Annotated in this window: 14 protein-coding genes and 1 pseudogene; 11 read left to right on the forward strand and 4 right to left on the reverse strand. The window is 33.5% G+C overall.

Features of this window, described 5'->3' with window-relative positions; genetic code table 11:
* Positions 1-43 precede the first annotated feature (43 nt).
* The 7 genes and pseudogenes from ABD941_RS06750 (at position 44) to ABD941_RS06780 (ending at position 5312) form a co-directional block, all read left to right on the forward strand.
* Positions 44-949: a metal ABC transporter solute-binding protein, Zn/Mn family gene (locus tag ABD941_RS06750; RefSeq protein ID WP_345273311.1), complete on the forward strand. Its 906-nt coding sequence runs from the start codon at positions 44-46 to the stop codon at positions 947-949.
* Between the two features lie 5 nt (positions 950-954).
* On the forward strand, positions 955-1692 hold the full coding sequence (locus ABD941_RS06755) for a metal ABC transporter ATP-binding protein (protein ID WP_345273313.1): 738 nt from the start codon (positions 955-957) through the stop codon (positions 1690-1692).
* Between the two features lie 435 nt (positions 1693-2127).
* A complete protein-coding gene (locus ABD941_RS06760; RefSeq protein WP_345273314.1) occupies positions 2128-3255 on the forward strand; it encodes a metal ABC transporter permease in 1128 nt (375 codons plus the stop codon).
* A complete protein-coding gene (locus ABD941_RS06765; protein ID WP_345273315.1) occupies positions 3248-4408 on the forward strand; it encodes a metal ABC transporter permease in 1161 nt (386 codons plus the stop codon). Before ABD941_RS06760 ends, ABD941_RS06765 begins: the two co-directional genes overlap by 8 nt.
* Positions 4409-4593: 185 nt before the next feature.
* A complete protein-coding gene (locus tag ABD941_RS06770) occupies positions 4594-4761 on the forward strand; it encodes a GIY-YIG nuclease family protein (RefSeq protein WP_345273316.1) in 168 nt (55 codons plus the stop codon).
* Positions 4755-4898 (forward strand): annotated as a pseudogene (locus ABD941_RS06775) (GIY-YIG nuclease family protein); the annotation flags it as partial. The gene ABD941_RS06770 and the pseudogene ABD941_RS06775, both read left to right, overlap by 7 nt.
* A gap of 54 nt (positions 4899-4952) precedes the next feature.
* A complete protein-coding gene (locus ABD941_RS06780) occupies positions 4953-5312 on the forward strand; it encodes a YraN family protein (protein WP_345273317.1) in 360 nt (119 codons plus the stop codon).
* A 97-nt stretch (positions 5313-5409) separates the two neighbouring features.
* Here ABD941_RS06780 and ABD941_RS06785 read toward each other — a convergent pair whose 3' ends face one another.
* Positions 5410-6735 (reverse strand): TlpA family protein disulfide reductase, encoded by a 1326-nt coding sequence (locus ABD941_RS06785; protein WP_345273319.1) that lies wholly within the window; start codon positions 6733-6735, stop codon positions 5410-5412.
* Between the two features lie 31 nt (positions 6736-6766).
* Positions 6767-10135, reverse strand: a complete 3369-nt coding sequence (mfd, locus tag ABD941_RS06790) for a transcription-repair coupling factor (protein WP_345273320.1) — start codon at positions 10133-10135, stop codon at positions 6767-6769.
* 161 nt (positions 10136-10296) lie between these two features.
* Between mfd and ABD941_RS06795 the strand changes: the two genes are divergently transcribed.
* From ABD941_RS06795 to ABD941_RS06810, 4 genes are all read left to right on the forward strand, one after another.
* A complete protein-coding gene (locus ABD941_RS06795) occupies positions 10297-11844 on the forward strand; it encodes a hypothetical protein (protein ID WP_345273321.1) in 1548 nt (515 codons plus the stop codon).
* Between the two features lie 133 nt (positions 11845-11977).
* Entirely contained in the window at positions 11978-12409 is a 432-nt protein-coding gene (locus ABD941_RS06800) for a TerB family tellurite resistance protein (protein ID WP_345273322.1), read from the forward strand.
* A gap of 140 nt (positions 12410-12549) precedes the next feature.
* The gene (locus ABD941_RS06805) at positions 12550-13497 is read left to right on the forward strand and encodes an oxidoreductase family protein (protein WP_345273323.1); all 948 of its coding nucleotides are present in this window, start codon (positions 12550-12552) and stop codon (positions 13495-13497) included.
* A 2-nt stretch (positions 13498-13499) separates the two neighbouring features.
* Entirely contained in the window at positions 13500-14324 is an 825-nt protein-coding gene (locus ABD941_RS06810) for a 3'(2'),5'-bisphosphate nucleotidase CysQ family protein (RefSeq protein ID WP_345273324.1), read from the forward strand.
* A 20-nt stretch (positions 14325-14344) separates the two neighbouring features.
* Here the strand turns inward: ABD941_RS06810 and ABD941_RS06815 are convergent, their stop codons facing one another.
* Both ABD941_RS06815 and ABD941_RS06820 read right to left on the reverse strand, forming a co-directional pair.
* Complete coding sequence (locus ABD941_RS06815; RefSeq protein WP_345273326.1) at positions 14345-15166, reverse strand: cyclase family protein; 822 nt, start codon at positions 15164-15166, stop codon at positions 14345-14347.
* A gap of 44 nt (positions 15167-15210) precedes the next feature.
* Positions 15211-17328: a Tex family protein gene (locus ABD941_RS06820; protein WP_345273327.1), complete on the reverse strand. Its 2118-nt coding sequence runs from the start codon at positions 17326-17328 to the stop codon at positions 15211-15213.
* Positions 17329-17414 lie beyond the last annotated feature (86 nt).

Here is a 17414-nt window from a genome sequence, read left to right on the forward strand (position 1 = left end):
AAAGGTTACATGTGACAAATAAAAAGCAATAAAAAATAAACACATGAAAAAGCAACTTATACCACTTTTAACAATAATACTCTTTTTGAGTTGCAAAAGCGAAAAAAAAGGGAATACTAAATTAAACGTCGTAACCACAACCACCATGATAACCGATTTGGTTAAAAATATTGGAGACGAACACATCAACTTAAAAGGTTTAATGGGTAGTGGTGTAGACCCTCATTTATATAAAGCCAGTGAAGGCGATGTTGCTAAATTGGCTAATGCGGATATTATTTTTTACAACGGCTTACATTTAGAAGGGAAATTGGTAGAAGTTTTCGAGAAAATGAAAACCAAAAAAACCATCGCCATTTCTGATGCCTTAGACAAAAACACTCTAATAGGATCGGAATATTTTGCATCCAACTATGACCCACACATTTGGTTTGATATTGATTATTGGAAACAAGCTACTCAATTTATAGTTAAAACACTTTCCGAAGCCATTCCAGAACAAAAAGCGGCTTTTGAAACCAATGGCACAAAATATATCGAGCAATTAACCGCTCTAAAAGTTAAATTAGGAACCACCATAAATGGGCTTCAAAAAGAGCAACGTATATTAGTAACAGCACACGATGCGTTTAATTATTTTGGAAAAGCATTCGATTTTGAAGTTGTTGGTTTGCAAGGACTTTCAACTGCCACTGAAGCAGGCGTTCAGGATGTTCAAAAATTATCTGCTTTTATAATAGAACATAAAGTGAAAGCTATTTTTGTGGAAAGTTCAGTGCCAAAACGTACTATTGAAGCACTACAAGCTTCGGTAAAATCAAAAGGACATGAAGTTACTATTGGAGGAACACTTTATTCTGATGCTCTTGGAAATACCGGAACTATTGAAGGGACTTATATAGGGATGTTTGAATATAATGTGAATACTATCGTAAATGCATTAAAATAGTAAAGATGAATAAAAATATAGCTGTACAAATAGACGATTTAACCGTAGCCTACAACTACAAACCTGTTCTATGGGATATTGATTTAGAAATCCCAGAAGGTGTTCTTATGGCTATCGTTGGTCCAAATGGCGCAGGTAAATCAACACTTATCAAATCCATTTTAGGCATTTTAAAGCCCATTGCGGGTAGCGTAAGTATCTATGGGGAACCTTACGATAAACAACGTCAACTTGTTGCTTATGTTCCTCAAAAAGGAAGTGTAGATTGGGATTTTCCAACCACTGCCCTTGATGTGGTCATGATGGGAACTTATGGGAGTTTAGGTTGGATAAAACGTCCCAGTCAAAAAGAAAAAAAGGCTGCTCTTGAAGCTTTAGAAAAAGTAGGCATGCTCCCTTTTAAAAACAGACAAATAAGTCAGCTTTCCGGTGGTCAACAACAGCGTATTTTTTTAGCACGTGCCTTAGTACAAAACGCCTCTATTTATTTTATGGATGAGCCTTTTCAAGGTGTTGATGCCACCACCGAAATAGCCATTATAAATATTTTAAAAGAATTACGAAAAGCAGGGAAAACAGTAATTGTCGTACATCATGATTTACAGACCGTACCAGAATATTTTGATTGGGTAACCTTTTTAAATGTCAAAAAAATAGCAACAGGTCCTGTTAAAGATATCTTTAATGATGATAACTTAACAAAAACTTACGGCATTAATTATAAAGTAAGTATTCAGGAGTAAGTTAGCAGTTAGCAGTTAGCAGTTAGCAGTTAGCAGTTAGCAGTTAGCAGTTAGCAGTTAGCAGTTAGCAGTTAGCAGTTAGCAGTTAGCAGTTAGCAGTTAGCAGTTAGCAGTTAGCAGTTAGCAGTTAGCAGTTAGCAGTTAGCAGAAAAAATGAAATAAAATTAGATTAATAAACAAAAAACGCAGAAAGTCAAGCCCTTATTCAATTCGGAAGAATTGATTGTCAAGGCGCAGAATAGATGAAGAAAAGCTCCGAGAGCAGGAGAACGGAGTTCGACGCGGAGTTTTCAAATCGGTTTTCAGTTTGCAAAAACTGAAAAATTCCTCGGCTTGAACTTGATTTTTTGGTTCGTTTTGCATCAAGGCAAAATGAACATAATATAAATTAAATAGAAATATATTAAGGAAGAGATTATTGATTTCATAGGAATTATGGATATAACAGAGTATATAAAACTCGTTTTTACAGACTACACCCTAAGAACCATAACACTTGGAACCGCCATTCTTGGAGCAGTTACAGGAATGTTAGGCAGCTTTGCGGTATTACGCAAACAAAGTTTATTAGGCGATGCCATTTCGCATGCCGCTCTTCCAGGAATTGCTATTGCATTTTTAATTACTGGTGCTAAAGACAGCAATGTTTTATTATTAGGAGCACTTGTTAGTGGACTTATAGGTACCTTCTGGATTCGAGGTATTATTAGTAAAACGCACTTAAAATCTGATACCGCTCTAGGTTTAATATTGTCTTTGTTTTTTGGATTTGGAATGCTATTACTAACCTTCATCCAAAAACAACCTAACGCCAACCAAGCTGGTTTAGATAAATATTTATTTGGACAAGCTGCTACTTTAGTAGAAAGTGATGTTTGGCTTATGGCCATTGTTACAGGAATCTGCCTTTTTGTATTACTGCTTTTTTGGAAAGAGTTCAAAATTTTATTATTTGATGCTGATTACACTAAGACCTTAGGATTCAACACAAAATTTATAGACATTCTAATCACTACATTTATAGTTTTAGCTATCGTTTTAGGGCTTCAAACTGTAGGTGTTGTACTTATGAGTGCCATGTTATTAGCGCCTGCTGCTGCTGCACGACAATGGACAAACAGCTTAGGTGTTATGGTCTTTTTGGCAGCTGTTTTTGGTGCGTTTTCTGGCGTTTTTGGCACTGCTATTAGTGCCAGTCAAAATAATTTATCCACTGGTCCTGTTATTGTTATTGTTGCAGGGGTTTTTGTGTTATTTTCATTTATATTTTCACCAAGTCGAGGCTTATTATTTAAACAAATTCGTTTTATAAAAAACCGCCGTGATTTACAATTACATAAAACACTGGCGTTTATGTATAATATAGCAGAAACACATGACGATATTACACATCCACATGCTATAAAAATCTTAAATAATTTTCAAGGTTATACAAAAAGTACACTTAAAAAATTAGTAGACAAACATTATGTAACTCTAAACGGAAGCGATTGGAGTTTAACTAACGAAGGTTATAAAATAGCTTCAAATTTGTATAACCAACAATCTGAAAACAATGAGTAACGCCCAAATAGAAATACAGTTTATTGCAAGTATCGTTGCCATAGCCTGTGCTATTCCTGGTACCTTTTTGGTCCTCCGAAAAATGGCTATGATTAGCGATGCTATTAGCCATTCTATATTACCTGGAATTGTTATTGGGTTCTTTATAACTCAAGATTTAAACTCACCTTTACTCATAGTATTAGCTGCCATAACTGGTATTATAACCGTTATTTTAGTTGAGTACATTCAAAAAACAGGTTTGGTAAAAGAAGATACTGCCATTGGTTTAGTATTTCCTATATTATTTAGTATTGGTGTTATTCTTATTGCAAAAAATGCCAACGACGTCCATTTAGATGTCGATGCCGTTTTATTAGGCGAATTAGCTTTCGCCCCTTTTGACAGGCTTCTTATCTCTGGCATTGATGTTGGTCCAAAATCCTTATGGGTTATTGGCTGTGTTTTAGTCATAACTGTTGGTCTATTATTTGCCTTTTTCAAGGAATTAAAAGTCAGTACGTTTGATGCTGGCCTAGCGGCCTCATTAGGCTTTTCACCGGCAGTAATTCATTATGGCTTAATGACTGTATCGTCTATTACTACCGTTGGGGCTTTTGATGCTGTTGGGGCTATTTTGGTAGTTGCTCTAATGATTGCTCCTGCAGCTGCAGCTTACTTACTTACTAATGACTTAAAGCGCATGCTTATTTACGCTATATGTTTTGGGGTATTTAGTGCTATTTCTGGATATTGGTTAGCCCATTGGTTAGATGCATCTATTGCGGGCTCAATAACAACCATGTTAGGTTTACTATTTTTAGCCATTTATTTATTTGCCCCAAACAAAGGTGTTATTGCTGTTTTATACAGAGAAAAACAACAGCGTACCGAAGTATCTTTATTAACTTTTCTATTGCATTTAAAAAACCATACCGAGAAAAGTGAACGCCATGTAAATCATCTTAACGAACATATAAATTGGCAAAAAGTACGCTCAAAAACCGTTTTAGAATTAGCACTTAAAAACAATATGATTTCTATTGAAAAAAATATTGTTTCATTAACAAAAAAAGGTAATGATTTTACCTCACAGGCTATAGATTATATAATTACCAATGAAGATAGTAAGATTGAACATATGAAGGAGGACTTCTTTTTGTTTAGAGGATAAGTGTCATTCAGAGCAAAGCAAAGAATCTAAAAACATAAACTAATGAACATGTTATATAGTATATCTAGAGTTTTTGAGATTCTTCAGTCGTTCCTCCTTCTGAATGACATTAAGGTTTAAAAGGGCTTTTGTCATTCAGAGCGGAGCGAAGAATCTCTTTAATATAAGTTTACTAAATTGAGAGTGTGAAAACAATTGGCAATCATAACTATTACGTTTATATCTTGACTAATAAGAAAAAAACTGTTCTATATACTGGTATTACTAACAATTTAAAGGAACGTTATATTTTCATAATAATCCAACGGCGTTCTCTAAAGCATTCACAACTCGATATAGATGTTATTATTTGATTTTTCATGAACATTTCTTTGAGGTTAAAGATGCCATAACACGAGAAAAACAGATTAAAGGATGGAGTAGAGCTAAAAAAGAAAACTTGATAAACAGTTTTAATCCTAATTGGAGGTTTTTAAATGATGATATTTAGAGATTCTTCAGTTGTTCCTCCTTCTGAATGACAAAAATTTTTATTTTAGCTTTTATGGCAACACACAACGAACTTGGTAAAAAAGGCGAACAACTAGCAGTTGATTTTCTATTAAAAAACGGTTATGATATTAGAGAGCGCAATTATCGATTCGATAAAGCCGAAGTAGATATCATAGCTCAAAAAAATGATGTTCTTGCCATTATTGAAGTAAAAACCCGTTCAACGATTGATTTCGGAAACCCTCAAGATTTTGTAAAACCAAAACAAATTCAGCGTTTAGTAAAAGCGGTTGATGAATATGTAAATGTAAACGAATTAAATATTGAAGTACGCTTTGATATTATAGCGATTGTAAAAGAAGGAAGCGACTTTAATATTGAACATTTAAAAAATGCCTTTTATCATTTTTAATTGTCATTCAGAGCGAAGCGAAGAATCTAAAAGAAAATACAAGTAGAAAAAAGATTCTTCAGTCGTTCCTCCTTCTGAATAACAAATTATTCTTCTTCTACTTCAAAAAAAGCTTTAACTCTTCAATATTTTCTGGTTTTGAAATAATTTTTTTGTCCTTATCTAAAACAAAATACGTTGGTGTAGCTGTTACACCATAAGCATCGCCAATTTCATTATCCCATTTTCCCTCACCATAAACATGTATAAAGTTTGGATAACTATAAGTTAAGTCTTTCCACTTATAGGACTCGTCTTCTAACCCAACAGCAACAACTTGAATTAAGTCTTTTTCTTTTGACTGAACAAAGGCTTTTAACTGTGGGATTTCATCCAAACAATGCGAACAACCACTACTCCAAAACACAACAACATAGTTTTCAGCGCCTTGCAACTGACTTAATTTTTTAGTAACCAGTTTATCGTTTTCCTTTATTTCTAAATCAAAATCTGGAGCTTCATTGCCTCTAGAAATATTTTTATACAGTATTAATGCATGTAAAAGCTCTTGATCATTTAAAGACACTGCTATATCCATTAAGTAGTTTTCTGCAATATAATTGGCAACAGATTCAAATCCTAAATCGGCCATTTGTTGCCATAAATCAAATAGTAAAATGCGTTTAACTTCGTTTGGCGCATTTTCCATAGCGGTATAAACTACATCAATATTTTTCTTATAATTGGCAACGTCATTTTTAGATTCAGAAGACATTCCAAACACATAATTTAGCATTTTCTCTTCTAAAAAACTAGAGCTTTGGAGTGTTTGGTTATTAAAATCCACATAATCAAAATAATGTGTTTTTAAATTATTAATATAGGTTTCAACATCTTCAACCTGTTCTGGAATGTATGGCTTATTGGCCTTAATAAATTCTAGCGCTAAAGATGCTTTCGCGGCTTCTTCAAAGTTTAATTGGGTGTCGCGTTGCGTTTTATAGATTACTTTTAATGCGGTAGTATCCTTACTCTCTTGACTAAAATAATTACCAATACTTTGGGTTACCATAGACATGCTATTGGTGTATGCTGCCAATAATTTATTTTCAGCAGATTTTTTAAAGGCTACTCCAGTTTCAGAATTAAAGCTAAGTTCAATATCCTCTTTTCCGTTGTAAATAATATCAAAATTATAATCTTCTTGAGGTACCGCATAAACCAATCTATAGATGCCTTTTGTTGCTGTAGAATCTAATTGAAACTCAAAGCGTCCATCGGCCTTTATTTCCGCATTGGATATATAATCTGATATGGTAGGCGTTACTTTATATAATAAGGCAATGTTATAGTTTTTAGCAGGAGAAAAGACACCTTTGATACTATGCTGTGCCGCAAGTAATCCAGGACATAAAACTGTTATAAATAATAAGCGTTTAAACATTGTGATGTGTTTATTTTTAAAAAAACAATAATTAAGCCATAATAGGCTGTAAAGCGTTTAATACTTGTTTTACCGTTTTTATGTTATCAAAGGTAAGCATTAAACGCAATCCGTTTCGAGTTTGCTTTTCTTTCATTTTACATGTACTTGCATGTGTTTGAACAAACTGCAATACTTTTGTAAAATTAGAGCTTTGATAAAAGCTACTTTGTTGGTCGTTAATAAAATAGCCTATGAGCTTGCCTTGTTTCATAATAATTTTCTCAAAACCTATTTTAGTAGCCAACCACTTTATTTGGACACTATTTAATAAATCGGTCACTTGTTTTGGCAATTCCCCAAAACGATCAATTAATTCAGCTTCAAATTTATCTAATTCTGCTGCGTTTTTTAAATTATTAAGTTGTGTGTACAAATTTAATCGTTCTGCAATATTGTTCACATAACTATCTGGAAAAAGCAGTTCAAAATCGGTATCAATCGTTACATCTTTTACATAAACTTTGTCTTCACTTGACTCGTTATACAAGTCTTTAAACTCATTTTCTTTGAGTTCTTCAATAGCTTCATTTAGTATTTTCTGGTAGGTATCGAAACCTATTTCATTTATAAATCCACTTTGCTCGCCACCTAATAAATCGCCTGCGCCACGGATTTCTAAATCTTTCATAGCTATATTAAAACCACTACCTAATTCTGTAAATTGCTCTAAAGCAGTAATTCGTTTTCTGGCATCATCAGTCATAGCCGAATATTCTGGTGTTATAAAATAGCAGAATGCTTTTTTATTACTTCGTCCTACACGACCACGCATTTGGTGTAAATCGCTCAGTCCAAAATTATTGGCATTATTAATAAAAATAGTATTGGCGTTTGGTACATCCAGTCCACTTTCTACAATCGTAGTACTTACTAAAACATCAAAAGCGCCATCCATAAATTGTAGCATGAGCTGTTCCAGTTTTTTACCTTCCATTTGCCCGTGGCCAATACCAATTTTAGCATCGGGTACTAACCGTTGAATCATTCCAGCCACTTCTTTAATATTTTCAATTCGATTATGAATAAAGAAGATTTGCCCTCCACGTGCTATTTCATAACTTACGGCATCGCGAATCGTTTCTTCGTTAAATCGAATAACATGGCTTTCTATGGGGTATCGGTTTGGAGGTGGCGTTGTAATCACCGATAAATCTCGAGCAGCCATTAGGCTAAACTGAAGCGTTCTAGGAATTGGTGTTGCCGTTAGTGTTAACACATCCACATTATCTTTTAACGTTTTAAGTTTTTCTTTTACAGCAACTCCAAACTTTTGTTCTTCATCTACAATTAAAAGTCCTAAATCTTTAAACTTTACATTTTTATTGACCAGTTGATGTGTTCCAATAATAATATCAACTTGCCCTTGTTCTAAACCTTCCAAAGTTTCACGTTTTTCTTTAGCAGTTCTAAATCGATTGACGTAATCTACTGTAATAGGGAAATCTTTTAAGCGTTCTTTGAATGTTCTTGAATGCTGATACGCCAAAATGGTGGTTGGCACTAAAACAGCCACTTGTTTACCATTATCTACAGCTTTAAATGCTGCACGTATGGCCACTTCGGTTTTACCAAACCCAACATCTCCACAAATTAAACGGTCCATAGGACGTTCGCTTTCCATATCCATTTTAATATCCGCTGTTGCTGTACTTTGGTCTGGGGTGTCTTCGTAAATAAAAGAAGCCTCCAACTCATGCTGCATATAACTATCGGGGTTGTATTGATAGCCTTTTTCGGTTTTACGTTTGGCGTAAAGTTTTATTAAGTTAAATGCTACGTGTTTTACACGGGCTTTTGTTTTTTGTTTTAGGGTTTTCCAAGCTTTACTACCCAATTTATAAACCTTGGGAGGCTTTCCATCTTTACCATTAAACTTAGTGATTTTATGTAGCGAATGAATGCTTAAATACAAGACATCGCGTTCCCCATAAACTAACTTAATGGCTTCTTGCTTTTTGCCTTCTACATCAATCTTTTGAAGCCCTCCAAAACGACCAATACCATGGTCGATATGGGTAACATAATCACCGATATCTAAATTAGTAAGCTCTTTTAAGGTAATGGCTTGCTTTTTGGCATAACCGTTTTTAAGATGGAACTTATGGTAGCGCTCAAAGATTTGATGATCCGTATAACATACTGTTTTAGTGTCATGGTCTATAAAACCTTGATGTAATGAGAGTACAATAGTTTTATAATGCACTTCGCCATCAACATCTTCAAAAATATCATGAAACCGTTTAGCTTGTTGCTCACTCACACAAGCTATATAGTTGGTATAGCCTTTATTATGATTGGTGTTTAAATCGTCTATTAACAGATTAAACTGCTTATTGAAAGATGGTTGTGGGGTTGTGGTGAAAGTTATTTCGTTATATCGAGAAAAAGAGTCTTCGCTTTGCTCTGAATGACAAAAGACACTTTGTGTCCCAAACTCAATAATTGAAAAATCAAGTAGTTGTTTTTTTAGTAACGAAGCATTACAAAACAATTCCTGAGGTTCTGCATGTTTTATATCTATTGAAAGTGCTTTAAAAGCCTCTTCTGCTTTAGCATAAAAATCATCAATTCTTGAAAACAGCAAATCGGCATTTTTTAAACAGACTACTGTTTTTTGAGCCATGTATTTAAGAAAACTTTGTCGACTTTCCTGTAATAACTTATTCGCAACATTGGGAATAATATTGATTTTTTTTATCTGCTCGATGGATAGTTGCGTTTCCACATCAAACGTTCTGATACTATCTACCTCATCGCCAAAAAATTCAATACGATAGGGTTCATCATGCGAAAACGAAAACACATCTACAATACCACCTCGCACTGAAAACTCTCCAGGTTCGGTAACAAAATCGACACGTTTGAATTGGTATTCAAACAAGACCTCATTTACAAAATCGATAGACAAATTATCATTTACACCAACTTTTAGGGTATTACGTTCTAACTCTTTTCTGGTAACCACCTGCTCAAAAAGCGCATCAGGGTAGGTCACTATAATGGCTGGTTTTTTTTGCGAATTGATACGATTTAAAACCTCAGCTCGCAATAATACATTGGCATTATCGGTTTCTTCAATGTCGTATGGTCTTCTGTAACTTCCTGGATAGAACAACACATCTTTATCATTTAGTAGTTGTTCTAAATCATTTAGATAATGTGCTGCTTCTTCTTTATCGTTAAAAACGAGTAAAAAAGGTTTTTCTGCTTGTTTAAAAACACTCGATATTACAAAGGAAAATGAGGAACCAACTAGTCCTTTTAAATGTGTTTTATTTTGAGTTTGGTCAATAGCAGCTTGCAGATTTTGCGTTTGCAAAGTCTGTAAATAGGTTTGAGAGATATGGGTTTTACTCACCTAAAAAATTTTTCGTGTGTAAATATACGGTTTCGGATTATTTCTATAACTTTTTCAATGAAACTATTTATAATTTATACTTCGTATTAATACTAAAACCTTTACAACTATATTCATTTAATTGATTAAATTAGTTTATTATAATCGGACTACTATTTTTCATGAACAATCTCAAAGCCTATTTTACTTTTTTCGCTTTCATTTTAACATTTGCTATTCAAGGACAAACCTATACAACAACTTTTGAAGAAAACATATTTAAATCCTTCAAAAAGGATTCTATAAATTATAATTTTATTGAAAGCCTTTTTGCTATTGATTCAATAATGAATCAAGAAACAGTAGACACCTTTAAACAAGAGTTATATACGGTTATAAAAAGCTTTCCTAAAAAAGAAGAAAAAGCTAAAAAAGAGAAAAAAAGAATTAAATATATCTATGATATTATCCATGACAAGTTTTTCAAAAAGTATACTTTAGATGCTTATTTTAGTGATATTTTTAATGATGGTACTTATAATTGTGTTACTGCATCTGCCCTATATGCTTTTGCTTTTGATGAATTACATATTCCCTATCACATTAAAGAAACACCTTCGCATGTCTTCCTAATCGCCTACCCTAATTCCCACAAAATTTATTTAGAAACTACTGCTCCTGGAGCCTATGGCTATTCTACACCTAAAGAAACTGAGGTGCAAAAAATTATAGACGAACTTATAGCTTATAAATTAGTTACAAAGGAAGAGGTTGCAGAAAAAGGTTATATGAAATTCTATGAAGACTATTTTTATGGCAAGGAATTTATAAATAAATGCAACTTAATAGGCATGCAATATTATAATAAAGGCTTATTTGAATTAAATAATGTTAACTATTCAGAAGCTTTAAATAATTTAAGGAAGGCAAAAGTTTTTTATTCCTCTCCACTTATTAAGCCAATCCTTAAAAGTATCATGTTTACCCAAATTAATGATTTAACATTTAACAATCAAAAAGATGTAGATTATTTAATTGAATTATTATCTATATCTAATTATCCAGAAGACTACTCTATAGCTAGTTTAAAGTCTACATTATTTAAAATCACTGAACATGACGACAACGATTCTGAATTTATAGAAGAAACCATTAATAAATTTAAAACTATAACTAACGAAAAAGTAAGAAACGAAGCTATTGAATTTTTATATGAATATTTGGCTAGACATGCAGCTTCTGATGAAGATCATGATCAAGCCTTAAAGTACGCTGACACCATCTTAAAGTTCAATTCAAATAGTAAAATAGCAAAGCAGATAATTGAGTATGTGTGTTTTAAAAAAGTCATGTTTTCAATGTATGACCTAAACTCCCTTGATTCATTTTTAACAATGACTGAAAAATACGCGTTTTTAAAAACAAATAAACGTTACTCAATAAGTTTAGCCCATTTCTATGGAAATATATCTTTAATGAATTATAAAAGTAAAGACATTGATCCTGCAACAAATTATTTAAAAAAGTTTGAAAATGTCATGGATAATAATAACTTAGTTAATGATATTAATAAAAATTTGATTGTTGATTTATATCTTAGAGCAGGAAATTATTACTATTACAAAAGCAAATATAAATCTTCTTATAATATATTTAAAAAAGGGCTTTCTTATATCCCTAATCACCCAGATTTAGTCAAAAAAGCACAATGGTCTAAAGAAGAGCTTTAATATTCTCTTTTATTTAGAAATAGAAAATCTTAACAAACTCTGAATAGCCTTTTAAAAATAAAAATATCGGTCTGTATACTATTAAAAAATGAAAAAAATATGTAGGTTTGCATGACTAAAAAAAGAGAAATATATGTCGTTTTCAGATTTATTTGACAGTGGGTTTAAAAAGCGTAATGAGAGTCATTTTGCTGCAATTGTACGTGTGGCTATGGCCGATGGTGTAATTACTGATGATGAAAAACACTTTTTGGATAGATTAGCGCGAAACTTAAACATTAGCGAAACTGATTATAAGTCCATTTTAAAAGATTATCAGTCTCACCCTATAAACCCACCTGTATCTTATGACCATCGTTTAGAGCGTTTATACGATTTGGTACGTATGATACATGTTGACACCATTAAAGGTGACCCAGAAATGCTGCTTTTAAAGAAAATTGCGGTTGGTCTTGGTTTTCATGCTGTAAACGTAAAATATATAATTGATAAGGCTTTAACGTTAGTTCACAACGGCGTAGACTTAGATACTTTTATGGACGAAATAAAGAATATGAATAGATAAAAACATTAAAATCTATACTATTTAAAAGCGTTCAAGACATTGGACGCTTTTTTTGTGAAAAAAAATGAAAACAAAAACAACAGACAAAGCCTAATCGATTTAACATTAAAAAAAACACATTTCCCTACCTTTGATGCCCTATGAACGATTATTTTAAATCTGTTATTCTGCAGGAAACTGGCGCGTCTTCTTTAATTAAAAAAGAAATCATTCAGGAATTATGGAGTGGTTACGGTAAAATTATACGCGTTCAATTAGAAAACACTCCTTTAGAAAGCGTTGTTGTTAAACATGTGCAATTGCCTAGAAACAATAATCACCCCAGAGGATGGCATACTGATATTGGCCATCAAAGAAAATTGAAATCTTACGAAGTAGAAACCACTTGGTATGAGCGTTATAGTAAACATAGTATGGCACGTTTACCAGAGTGCTTTGCTATAGAAAGTCACCAAGATGAAGTCCTTATAGTACTTGAAGATTTAGATAAAGCTGGCTTTCCATTACGAAAACAAAACGTTGAGTGGAAAGATATTGAGACTTGTTTAGAATGGTTGGCACAATTTCACGCCAGTTATTTAAGTGAAATTCCCGACGGACTTTGGGACGTTGGCACCTATTGGCATTTGGAAACCAGACCTCAAGAACTCGAGGTTTTACAAGATAACCCATTAAAAAATGCAGCAGTCACTATTAACAACAAACTGAATAGTTGTAACTTTAAAACGTTTGTTCATGGTGATGCAAAATTGGCAAACTTTTGTTTTTCGGAAAACGGACAAGTGGCAGGCGTAGATTTTCAATATGTAGGAGGTGGCTGTGGTATGAAAGATGTCGCCTATTTTATTGGAAGTTGCCTTAATGAAAGCGATTGCGAACGTTTAGAATCAAAACTATTAGACACCTACTTTGCACATTTACACAAAGCTCTTGGTAAAAAAAATGAAGCCCTTGAAAAAGAATGGCGACCTTTATACCGTGTGGCTTGGGCAGATTTTCATCGGTTTTTAAAAGGCTGGAGTCCTGGCCATTGGAAAATTAATAGCTATAGCGAACGTATCACTGCTGAAGTCATTAAAAACCTATAGCAATGGATTTACAACAATTAGCAAATATTGCCATTGAAGCGGCGCTTTCTGCTGGAAAAATCATTCAGAAGCACATGGATGATAGTATTACTGTAGAACAAAAAGAAGGCGGATCTAACTATGCCTCTCAAGTCGTAACACAAGTAGATCGCGAATGTGAAGCTGTTATTTTATCGCATTTAAAGCCAACTTATAAAGCCTTTGAAATTGGTTTATTGTCCGAAGAAACAGAAGATGATGAAAGCCGATTTAAAAAGGACTTTTTTTGGTGTATAGACCCTTTGGATGGCACATTAGCCTTTATTAACAAACAACCTGGGTTTTCTGTGTCTATTGCTTTAGTTGCTAAAGATGGAACGCCTGTAATTGGCGTTGTTTTTGATCCTAGCACTGAAACCTTATACCATGCTATAAAAGGAATTGGCGCTTATAAAGACAGAACGCCTTGGACAATTAAAAACACGAATGACTATTTAACTTACGCCACCGATAAAACATTAAAAGACACACCTAAGTCGGCCAAAATACAACACATACTCAACACCCATAAAACCAATTTAGGGTTAAAAGGCATTAAAGAAATTTCAGGAGCAGGCGCCGTACTAAATGCTATTTTAGTTTTAGAAAATGGACCTGCATGCTTTTTAAAACTCCCAAAAAAAGATATTGGAGGCGGCAGTATTTGGGACTATGCTGCAACAGCTTGTATATATCATGAACTCAATTTACCTGCTACAAATTTTAATGGCGAAACCTTAGATTTAAATAAAAAGGATGGTACTTTTATGAATCATCAAGGGGTTTTTTATTCCAACCTCGTATTATAAAATTAAAAGAAAACATCTATTTAATTTACAAAAGCCACAATCCTTAAAGGCGCACCACTACCTCCTTTTATTTTCATGGGTAGTGCCACAACTTCAAAGCCTTTACTTGGTAATTTGTCCAGATTCGTTAAGTTTTCAAAGGCAGGAATGTTTTCGGATAATAAAATAACGTGGGTTTTAAAATATTGCGATTGTCCGTAATCAATACTTGGCGTATCAATGCCTATGGATTTAATATCTCTGTTATCTACCAGCCATTGGGCTGCTTCTGGTGATAACCCAGGAAAATGAAGCAACTTTACCGCTTCATCGCCACGTTGGTCTGTGCCTAAATACTTTTTTTTATCTGGATAAAATTTTGAAAACCCTGTTTCTAATAACACAATACTTCCTGCTGGGATTTGCATATTTTCTTGTGCTTCCCAATTAGTAAAATCTTCTATACTTACTAAATAATCGGGATTGGTTAAAGCTGTTTTTGAAACATCAATTTTAATCGCATGTCCTATTAAATTCTCTAAAGGAATTTCATCAACGTATTGTTTGCCTTTAGCAAAATGTATCGGTGCATCTATATGTGTCCCACCGTGTTCGGCCGTTGCAAAATTGTTAGCAGCATAATAAAACCCTTTGTCTGTTTCGCCAGCTGCAACAACATCCATTTCAAACTCTTTAGCTGTTACCCAATACACGGTTTCTTCAGAAAACACATGGGTTAAATCTACTATTTGCCGTTTTACAGGTGGGGTTTCTTTTAAATTCTCCGCTTTTACTTCTTTACTAGTAGTATTACACGCCGCTAATAATGAAAAACCTAATAAAATATATAGTACTCTTTCCATCTTAATTGAATTTAAGCTTAAATATAAGCATTAAACTAAAAACGCTATTTATGCAACTTTAACTGAATGCGCTTTCGTGGTACATCAACTTCTAAAACTTTTACAATAATTTGCTGGTGTAAATGCACATGTTCATTCACATCTTTTACAAAACTATCTGATAGGTTTGAAACATGAATTAACCCACTTTCTTTAATACCAACATCTACAAAACATCCAAAATTGGTGATATTATTAACAATTCCTGGGAGTAATTGTCCTTCACGTAAATCATTAATGGTTTTTATATTTTGATTGAACGTGAATACTTTGGCTTGTTCACGAATATCCAGTCCAGGTTTTTCTAATTCTTTGATGATGTCTTCTAAGGTTAATAACCCTACTGAATCTGTACAATATGCTTTTAAATCTATCTTTTGAAGCAATGCTTTATTGCCTATTAAATCTTGAATGGATTTCTTTAAATCTTTTGCCATTTTAGTAACTATCCCATAACTTTCGGGATGAACGGCAGAATCATCCAACGGGTTTTGAGCTTCTTTAATTCTTAAAAATGCAGCACCTTGCTCAAAAGCTTTTCCTCCTAATCGTGGTACTTTTTTAATATCTTGTCTTGAATTAAAAACGCCATTTTCATTGCGATAATTAAAAATGTTTTCTGCTAGTTTTGGTCCAATACCGGAGACGTAACTTAATAACGGTTTACTTGCTGTATTGATGTTTACCCCAACTGAATTTACACAGTTTTCAACCACAACATCTAATTGTTTTTGAAGCTTAGTTTGGTCTACATCATGCTGATATTGCCCAACGCCAATAGACTTGGCATCAATTTTAACCAATTCTGCTAACGGATCTTGTAAACGTCTGCCAATAGAAACGGAACCACGCACCGTAACATCGTAATTCGGGAATTCCTCTCGTGCTATTTTAGATGCTGAATAGATACTTGCTCCTGCCTCGCTAACCACAAAAACTTGCACATCATTTTTAAAATGTACTTTTCGTATTAACGCTTCTGTTTCTCGCGATGCGGTACCATTTCCAATGGCAATGGCTTCAATTTTATAAGCGTCGGCTAACGAACTTATTTTTTTCATCGCTCCAATACTATCACTTTTTGGGGGATGCGGGTATATGGTTTCGTTATATTTTAATTGGCCTTGGGCATCTAAACACACAATTTTACAGCCTGTTCTAAAACCAGGATCAATAGCCAAAACGCGCTTTTCGCCTAATGGCGAACCCAATAAGAGTTGCTTTAAATTTTTAGCGAACACGCTTATGGCAGATGCATCGGCTTTGTCTTTTGCTAATTGTAAAGCTTCATTACTTAATGCAGGCAATAAAAGGCGTTTGTAAGCATCTTTTATGGCAATTTCAATCTGTTCTGCACAAGCGTTATTGCTTTTTATAATTCGTCTTTCAATATTATCAATAGCGCGTTCGTTATCAATTCCAATTTTAACTCTAATAAAACCTTCTTTTTCAGCCCTTAAAATAGCTAATAATCGATGAGATGGGATTCTGCTGAGATGCTCTTCCCAATCAAAATAATCTCTGAATTTTTGAGCGTTTTCATCTCCAACTTTTGTTTTTATCACTTTTGTGGAAATCATAGCAAAACGCTCAAGCTGACGGCGGAGGTTATTCCGAATATCTGTACGCTCATTAACCCATTCTGCAATAATATGACGTGCGCCTTGTAAAGCATCTTCAACTGAGTTCACTTCGCCTTTCAGATATTTAAACGCTATGGATTCTATATCATTTGCATTTTGAGACATAATGATTTTTGCCAATGGTTCTAATCCGTGTTGTCTTGCTTTTTCAGCTTTGGTTTTTCGGCTTTTTTTGTATGGTAAGTATATATCTTCTAGTGTTGTTAAATCTTGAGTATTTTCTATTTTTTGATTTAATTCTGAAGTTAAGACACCTTGTTCTTCTAGGGCTTTTAAAATGGCTTTCTTTCGCTTTTCTAAGGCTTCAAATTGTTCTTTGAATTTTACAATATCGCCTATTTGAACTTCATTTAGATTTCCGGTGCGCTCTTTTCTGTAACGTGATATAAATGGGATGGTGCAATCTTCATTTAATAAATCAATGGTGCTTTTTACTGATTGTTCTGGAAGTTGTGTGTGTTGGATTATATATTTTATCATGCTGATTGAAACTCTAAATTTTAACCAAATCTAAAGAATTTTGAAGTTATTTCAACTAAAAAGACCTGTCAGGTTTTTAAACTAAA

This window comes from Flaviramulus aquimarinus, assembly GCF_039543205.1.
GTDB classification, from domain to species: Bacteria; Bacteroidota; Bacteroidia; order Flavobacteriales; family Flavobacteriaceae; genus Flaviramulus_B; species Flaviramulus_B aquimarinus.